The 5,725-nt window shown below is 55.8% G+C and carries 4 protein-coding genes; all 4 read right to left on the bottom strand.

Annotated elements, in window-relative coordinates:
• Positions 1-241: IS630 transposase-related protein (locus tag DRB19_RS28670; protein WP_245439450.1), on the bottom strand; the 241-nt coding region annotated here is incomplete at its 3' end.
• Positions 242-321: 80 nt separating this feature from the next.
• Entirely contained in the window at positions 322-1,014 is a 693-nt protein-coding gene (locus DRB19_RS28665; protein WP_114189357.1) for a hypothetical protein, read from the bottom strand.
• A gap of 660 nt (positions 1,015-1,674) precedes the next feature.
• Positions 1,675-3,531 (bottom strand): hypothetical protein, encoded by a 1,857-nt coding sequence (locus DRB19_RS28660; RefSeq protein ID WP_147023160.1) that lies wholly within the window; start codon positions 3,529-3,531, stop codon positions 1,675-1,677.
• A gap of 14 nt (positions 3,532-3,545) precedes the next feature.
• Positions 3,546-3,893: a hypothetical protein gene (locus DRB19_RS28655; RefSeq protein ID WP_114189355.1), complete on the bottom strand. Its 348-nt coding sequence runs from the start codon at positions 3,891-3,893 to the stop codon at positions 3,546-3,548.
• Positions 3,894-5,725: the final 1,832 nt, after the last annotated feature.

Genomic DNA, 5,725 nt, shown 5'->3' with positions numbered 1-5,725 from the left:
TGGCGGGGTGTGCCTCGACGGCTTGGATCAGGAAGGTCTCATAAGGCACCAGTTTGCCACCTCCCGGCGGACGGCCTTGGCGGGCGGGCGCCGGCGAGCCGAACCGCCGCTGGCGCTGCATCAGCTTGATGGCACAGCTGTCACTGACGCCAAAGTGGCGGGCCGCCGTCCGGCAGGAATGGCCCGCCTCGACGAAGGCTGCAACCCGCATACGAAGATCGAGAGAATAGCAGTGACCCATGATCCACCTCCCGTCCGACGAAGTGAATCACAGATCACATCAACCCAGAACCCTAAGAGTCGAATTTCCAGTCCGATGCTTTAGAGGGCAGGTTGAGCGGACGGCTTGCTGATTGGAAGATCGGATCGACGTATCGCGAAAACAGCTTTGCCGATCCCTCTCTTCCTCCAGCGTCTCAGCTGTCCCGTGAATATATTACCCCTCAGGTTCGAGGCGTCTGTAAAGTTTGCGGCATTCCATTCTTTGATCGGCGTGGCCGACCCATCATTGTTGTATAGGACAAAGTACGCCTTCTTTTCCTTAATAAGCTGCGCTTTGAACACCGCCTCGTCGGCCGGAAAGAAGTGCAGTTCGATGGCTACGGCTTCTATAAGCTCGTCACAGCCGTCGGACAGAGGCGACGCCCCGTGGTTTCGCGGTGGTGGCTCTATTCCGGGCGACCTGTCGTACTCACCATGGCAGCGTTTGCATAGAAATTTGATAACGTCCGTTATAGGACTGTGCTTTGCGAGAATCTCCTTCTCCGCGGCTCCCACGTCACAGCGTACGGCTCCACTGGGGTTTTGAAACTGGGACAAGACCTCCTCGATGATAATGCGGCGTCCTTTGCCGTGAACGTGGGCCGAGTCGAGCTCTTGGAATGTCCCATTACAATGCTCACAAGCGCCTTTCCTTGCCTTCCGCGCCCGTTTCGCGAAGACATTAACAGCGTTTCTGATCTTAGGGCCGAGGTAGTGGTGAAAATCCTGAACAGTTCCCTCGAACGTAGCCATACTGTCTCCAATGACGACTTTGGTTGGTTTCGGATTGGCCTGCTGTAGGCTCAGGTGAAAAAATGCGCTGGGATCGCTCCGGAGGCAGTTGCTTTCCGTCGGTCTGCTTCGGATTAAGTGTGTGCTCTCGCAATAGCTTCTGCTTCCCTTTCATTGCCGGTTCTGCTCAATTTCTCCGCCTCCAAGCGACGGAAGTGCTCTCGGTGCTTGTGCTTTAGACATTGACATACTGCCCTTGGAAAGCACGTTGCCGAGGTAAGAAACTCATGACACAGCGCGGACGCTAAGCACCGAGTTTCCGTACCTGTCTCGTGCAATCATGATGGCTTCGTACTCCGTGTCGCACCACACCATGTCATGGGACACTCCATACGAGCGTGCATACGTGATCATGTACTGCTTTGTTGCCATCACGGTTACCTTCGGATCAGCCAATGTGGCTCACTGACATTCTGATCAGGTCTCGGTTATGCCGTAACGCGCATCCACAGGCCCATGGGCAGCCCGCCTCCAATCCCGCCGATTCTGTGATCGGATACGCGAGCAAATGGGATACCTCGATCATCGGCTTCCTCGCCAACGCGACTAACGACGTACGTCAGACAGTGCTGCCTTGGACGCTGCTATCTTAATGACTGAACTGATGCATCCTGAATGCACTCAGCGTTCGATCCCTCTGCGGTAGTCGCTCTCTTGTTTTCCAAGGAGCCGTTGCATTACGTCTGCTTTGTGCTTGGCATCCGCTATGAGAAGATCGTCGAGCCTCTCACCTGGTGCCGCATGCGCGAGGTTTCTCAGTATCGCGCCAGCAATCGTGTTGTGTGGCGCAGGAGAGAATGACCCCGGACAATCATCGAAAAGCGGCTTGAATTCGATTCCTGGGGATCCATTGGTGGCGTGGTTCAACGGAGTGAAAGCCAGTGAAATGGCAGTGGCTCCTGGAATAAAGTTGAGTTTATTTTCGTAGTCGTGGTAATCCCCCGTTAGATCCCCATTTTTATCGTACATCACAACGCCGTTGACTTCGTCACGGAATGAAAGCGGATCTACGTCGGGCTCCTGGGCGGCATAAAGATCCGGTCCTAGGCCGCGCACGGGAGTGTGCTCGTCACCCGCATAAGTATTCCGTCTGTAGACCAATGAGCTGTATGTGAGATCGAGGTCGTCCTCCGTGGCTGTGATCACGAGGCGAACCCGCCCTGTGGCACGTTCGCGGTAGACGGCGAGCCAAACAGCAGAGACACGCCACACCATAGGTTTGTCGCCACGGTACGACGAATGCCAACTTATCCAGGCCGCTTCCCGTTTCGTGTTGCGCACGGCACCTTTGCTCACCATCCGGGCGACGTCTGGTCCATACATAGGCTTCAGGGCTTCTTTGATCGTCAGAATGTAGCTCGGCGAGTTCAGATCGGGTACGGTTCTTCTCCCAAGGCCATAGTCAGCCTGGAGGTGGTTGTGCAGCATTGTTTGCGCCAGAGCGTCTATGTCCGGCATGCCCGCCTCCCGCCGAAAGGCCGCCTCCCGACGCGCGGAAAACTCCTCCCGAAACTGCTCGACAACATGCTCATACAAGGGCACATTTTCCGGGCCGTAGCGGTGGATCAGGTGGCTAACTAACTCATCCTCGTGCTCTCGCGACTTTCGACCTTGTGGGATCGTGTACGGGATTGCGTAGTCCATTATCACTGGCGTGTAGATGAAGCCGATGTGCACCTTTGGTGCGAGCCAGTGAGTGCAGATGCCATCGCTCAATCTGTCGCCGTCTTCCCCAACAGGACTTTGAGGGATGTAGGAAGCGATCGGCTGTATGCGAAGTTCGTCCCAGCCTGTACCGTCCCAAAACGTGCCGAGGCCGACGAGGAACTTTCTCTCGGTGCCATCATTTTCGGGTACGAGCGGAATCTCGGACGCGGTGTCAAAGTAAGTATCCAGATCAACTGACGAGCTTATATGAGTCAGCACCCTGTTCATCTGCTCGACGAATTCAATTCGGCTCGCTTCGGCGCGTCGCAGTGTGATCCTCGTCCGCGTATCGAACGTTGTGCCTTCAATCAAGTTCAGGATCGCCTGCCGCCGGGCGTCCTCAGGAGCGACATCGCTGGGTCGCTGCAAATCCGCCCATGCTTGCGAGAGTCGTAAGAATTCAGCGCCGCGGGCATGGTACTCACCCGGCAGCTGTGCTGGAGGCAAAGCCTCTCCCTGCAGCCTTACATACCGCTTGCGCTTTTTCAGGGCGCTTTCGGCGACCGCGTCGCCAAACGCCGCAGCGAAGAGCTGACTAATTAGGTCGTGAACGTTATGGGCTTTGGCGGCCTCAATCATCCGACCTAGGTTTCGCGCGAGGCGCGGTCGATCAGGTTCAGATATACGTTTGCTGGACCGTATGTCCTGTGCGATTTGATCGGCCTCGTCCAAGCGAGCACGGGTATGGCGCAGGCTTGCCGCATGGTTCTCCGCAGAGTCTTTGTCGTGAGGCGGAAAGTGGTGCCATGCATTGATGACTGTGTCCGACATCTACGTGCTCCCGATCAGACGCGAACAGAAGTGTGCCGCTGAGAGAGGAACATGTTTCGGCGCGTAGGGTATGGATCGCAGCGAACAACTGTTACAACTCGGTCCATCTTGCTGAGGATGAGTTCGACCTTCTGGGCCGCATCAACCAGGCGGAATGAGTATCCCTCGGCAATCAGTTCGGCAGCGCGATTTCGCGAGAGGCGGAGCCTGCGCCGCTTCATCGCCGCAGGCAGTTCTATATCACCGAAGGCCAGAATCAATTCGATGACGTTCTTGTGCACGCCTCTCTGGGCAGCGCGAGTGACTGCGTGTCCTGAAACACGGGCTGCATACGAATTGAGATGGTCCTCTGGATCGGTCATCAGGAGTTCTCCATGTTGGATAGCCTGAGTGTGATGTGAAAGCATTGCCCACACGACCGCAATTTTGGATGTGAAATTGGGTGTAGATCTCTGGAATTTTGGGGGACTGTTTGGGGCAAAAAAGGAGGTTACATGGGGCCGGATCTGACGTGCTCAGAGGCAAGCTATTGTTAGATAACGCTCTTTTGGCGCGATCTCGACAGCTTCCTTTGCGCATGGATCCCTCATGTGAGATTGCGCTGAACATACTTGGGTGCTCGGAGGCTCCGTTAGAACCTTTCAAGGGAAGCCCGATTTTCGCGCTGGCCGATCGATCACCTCTATTTGGTTTTTACCGTCGGAACAGAATTGGCGAATCTCGATCCGGAGACGGACATTATTTCGCCGTTCACGTTTCCGATTGGGAGCTCGCTCCAGATGAGACCGCACAAAGGTTGTATGTGGCGCATTGGCCGTAGGGGAGCTCCTTGTATCCGCCTTTATCATGAAGTGGGCCCCGTCTGTGCCGACGAGCTGGTGTTCGCCTCGCGCCTGAATCTATGGAGGCTGAACTTGAGCAAGCGCTTGACATTAGCCGGCTGGGGTCGAAGGGGCAGAATGGTTTTGTTCAAGCTGCCTAATAGCGGGAAACAATCGATCTGTCGTGTCGATGCAACTGCTTTGCGACAGTCGAGCCCTCTGTCGCCTGACTGTTGCGTCCGAAACTGCAACGCCAGGCTTGTGCCGCATGTCATCTGAAGTTGAGATGAATGAGGCCCCATTGCATAGTATCCAATGGCAGTTTTTTCCTGACATAACCTTGGCCGTTTGCTGACAGCGCCAACCCTGCCCAAAGCTAGGCTTGGCGGCACACATTTCACATGATACATCGTTTCATTTATAGTGTTTTTGCCGGGTTGCTGCTTCACAAAGCGAGGCTATTAGGCTTAGCAGTTTAGCTTGGCAGTTGGTAAATCGTAGCTTGTGCTTACAACATCACCATTCGTCGGCACCTTGTGCTGACCCGATACTGGGAGCCCTTGGGCTCCCGTTTGCTTTAAGGAGCCACGCTCATGCACCACGTTCCTTCCGTGACGGCTACCGACTATCCTCGGCAGGCCCTGTTCGTATCCCGCCACTCAGCCATTTCTTGTTTGTCACCACCACTCCAGCCGCCCTCGCCCGCCCCAACTAAGAGCTGATGCGCAAACACAGGCGCGCCTACCGGCCGGGAGATCTTGATGGACTGTGCGGCGTCTACGCGGTGGTGAATGCTGTTCGGCATGTCCTCCACCTGCGGGAGAAGCAGTGCCAAAAGCTGTTCGGAAAGCTGATCAGAGCTCTTGAGCAAGACTGCCCTCGCCTTCATCAGCCACTCCTCCGAGGAATGTGTTTCCGCCAGCTGAAGCGGATCGTAGCTGTGGGGGGCCAGTGGTGTACTCAAGGTCAGAACCCTAGTGTCAGTATCCGGCCCCTTCGGCTGAAGCGCGACCAACGCACCCTCTCCGACTTGTGGGCTGCCTTGGACCAGGCGCTGGGACCAAACTGCGTAGCCATCGTCGGCATTACAGGAGCAACCGACCATTGGTGTGTGATCCATCGGGTCACGCCCAAAACCCTTTGGCTCCTGGACTCCTCAGGCCGGCGACGCATCAGCCGATCGCGCTGCACCGTTCGGTTCTCTCACACTCGCTATTGTCTCGAGGTAAAGGAGATCCTGCTGATCGAACATTAACTTATACTAAGTCCCTGAAGGGCTGACTCGTTCGTGATTTTCTGCGTCGGGGTGGGTGTGATTCAACTTGGCGAGCCATGGAGGTTCGCCATGCCGATCCCACTCCGTTCTGACTTCG

It is taken from the genome of Microvirga aerophila, from assembly GCF_003332305.1.
Taxonomy (GTDB): Bacteria; Pseudomonadota; Alphaproteobacteria; order Rhizobiales; family Beijerinckiaceae; genus Microvirga; species Microvirga aerophila.
Note: the sequence above shows the minus strand (reverse complement) of the source record. Positions and strands in the feature narration are given on the sequence as shown.